Source organism: Arthrobacter sp. CAL618 (genome assembly GCF_000468215.1).
GTDB lineage: Bacteria > Actinomycetota > Actinomycetes > Actinomycetales > Micrococcaceae > Arthrobacter_D.
This window is the reverse complement of record NZ_ASZW01000110.1, coordinates 1-1,963: the sequence shown is the minus strand read 5'-3', so window position 1 is coordinate 1,963 and position 1,963 is coordinate 1. Positions and strand designations below refer to the sequence as shown.

Genomic DNA, 1,963 nt, shown 5'->3' with positions numbered 1-1,963 from the left:
GGGTTGACGCCGGAGGCAACAACCCGAACCCGTACCTCGCCGGGACCGGGGGCGGAGACCTCACGGTCAGCGAGGGAGAGAACTGAGGATGCTCCAGTGCTGGAGTAGACGATTGCTTTCATGGCTGATGGAACAGGGAAGTCCAGCCCCCTATTCCCCGACCCTGCTGCGCCCAGGCCATATGGGTCCGCTGCACATAGAATCGGGGTATGGCCAGCAGCGAAAATTCAGGAACTTCACCCGTGAACTACCTCCGCGGACGCATCGCCACTGAGTCGGGCATCATTGATGACGGTGTCCTCGCCTACGACGGCGACCGCATCGCTTACGCCGGACCAGCGGCTGGGTTCCGCGGCGGCGACACTGAGCCCGAGCGGACGTTCCCACCAGGAAGCCTCGTTCTCCCCGGCCTCGTCGATACCCACTGCCATGGCGCCAACGGTGGAGACTTCACCAGCGGCGATGCAACCCAGGCCCGGATGGCGATTGACTTCCTGCAACGGAGCGGAACCACAACATCCCTCGCCAGCACGATGACGGCGCCCCCCGCCGACCTGTTGAGGGCACTCTCAGTTCTTGCGGAGCTGGCGGAAGAGGGTTTGATTGCCGGTATCCACGCCGAAGGCCCGTTCGTCTCCACGGTTCGCTGCGGCGCCCAGAACCCCGACCACATTGTCGCCCCCACCCCGGAGTATGTGGCGGCGCTGATCGATGCGGCTCAGGGGCGGATGAAGACGATGACCTATGCACCGGAGCTTCCCGGCGCGGACGCCCTGATCGATGAGCTGACCACCCACGGCATCACCCCCTCGCTCGGGCACACCGACTGCGATACCTCAACCGCAGCCGCTTCCCTCGCACTGGCATGGGAGGAGATGGACTCCACCGGATTCGACGGGTACACCGGACGCCCCACCGTCACCCATCTTTTCAACGGAATGCCGCCCCTGCATCACCGCTCCCCCGGGCCGGTTGCCGCCTGCCTGAGGATCGCGAAGGCGGGCAACGCCGTCGTCGAGCTGATCGCCGACAACGCCCACCTCGACCCTCAGACCGTGCTCACCGTCTTCGAACTGGTTGGCGCCGAAAACATCACTTTGGTCACCGACTCCATGGCGGCCACCGGGCTCCCCGACGGCGCGTATCACCTCGGATCGTCGGCGGTCACCGTCACCGACGGGGTTGCCACCCTTGACCGCACCGGATCCCTCGCTGGTGGCACCGCAGTGCTCCTCGATGTGGTGCGCCGGACCGTCGCCGCCGGGGTACCGCTCCTCGACGCCATTACGTCGGCGACGGTCGTACCGGCCAATGTGCTCGGTCTTGCCGATGAGCTCGGCAGTCTTCGCCTCGGGCTGCGGGCGGACGCAGTGGTGGTCTCCCCCGACCTGCACCTGCTGGCGGTGCTTCGCGAAGGCGTCTGGCTGGCTCCGCTCTAGACGATCGGACGAATACTTCTGCTCGGTTCGAGACAATAAATTTACCGAACAATGGTTGAAAGTCCGTTGACCAGCACTAGCCGTTATGTGATGCTTATTCCAGTCTTTGTGTACGTGTTTTAGCATGCTCGCAAGACAATGTTGCGAGCGTGTGACATCCGAAACGGAACCGTGTATCTCGGGTGCCGATAGGTTGTTTCCGTGAAGTGACTCCGGGTTCACATGCAGTGTGTGGGTCAGAACATTTCATTATGGAGGAGAAACAAATGGCACAGGGAACTGTGAAATGGTTCAACGCTGAAAAGGGCTTCGGCTTCATCACCCCGGATGACTCCGACGGCGATGTCTTCGTACATTACTCGGAGATCCAGACCGGTGGCTTCAAGACCCTCGACGAGAACCAGCGTGTTCAGTTCGAAATCGGTCAGGGCGCCAAGGGCCCCCAGGCTACCGGGGTTACCGCCCTCTAGCGACAAAGCTGTCCGCTAGACAGCAAGTGCTTTAAACACTGGGGACCTCCACGC

At 62.6% G+C, this 1,963-nt stretch carries 2 protein-coding genes and 1 pseudogene (1 of these 3 cut by a window edge); 2 read left to right on the top strand and 1 reads right to left on the bottom strand.

What is annotated here, in order from left to right; all coding sequences use genetic code 11:
* Nucleotides 1-122: pseudogene (locus K728_RS18705) on the bottom strand (NADPH:quinone reductase) (it extends 893 nt beyond the left edge of the window).
* An 87-nt stretch (nt 123-209) separates the two neighbouring features.
* Between K728_RS18705 and K728_RS0106965 the strand changes: the two are divergent.
* Together K728_RS0106965 and K728_RS0106960 are read left to right on the top strand one after the other, a co-directional pair.
* On the top strand, nt 210-1,439 hold the full coding sequence (locus K728_RS0106965) for an N-acetylglucosamine-6-phosphate deacetylase (RefSeq protein WP_024476288.1): 1,230 nt from the start codon (nt 210-212) through the stop codon (nt 1,437-1,439).
* A 266-nt stretch (nt 1,440-1,705) separates the two neighbouring features.
* Nucleotides 1,706-1,909 carry a cold-shock protein gene (locus tag K728_RS0106960; protein ID WP_019481284.1) on the top strand — a complete coding sequence of 68 codons (204 nt, stop codon included), beginning with the start codon at nt 1,706-1,708 and terminating at the stop codon, nt 1,907-1,909.
* Nucleotides 1,910-1,963 lie beyond the last annotated feature (54 nt).

Coding starts and splice junctions, on each gene's coding strand:
- K728_RS0106965 (WP_024476288.1), top strand. CDS start 210: ATGGCCAGCAGCGAAAATTCAGGAACTTCACCCGTGAACTACCTCCGC.
- K728_RS0106960 (WP_019481284.1), top strand. CDS start 1,706: ATGGCACAGGGAACTGTGAAATGGTTCAACGCTGAAAAGGGCTTCGGC.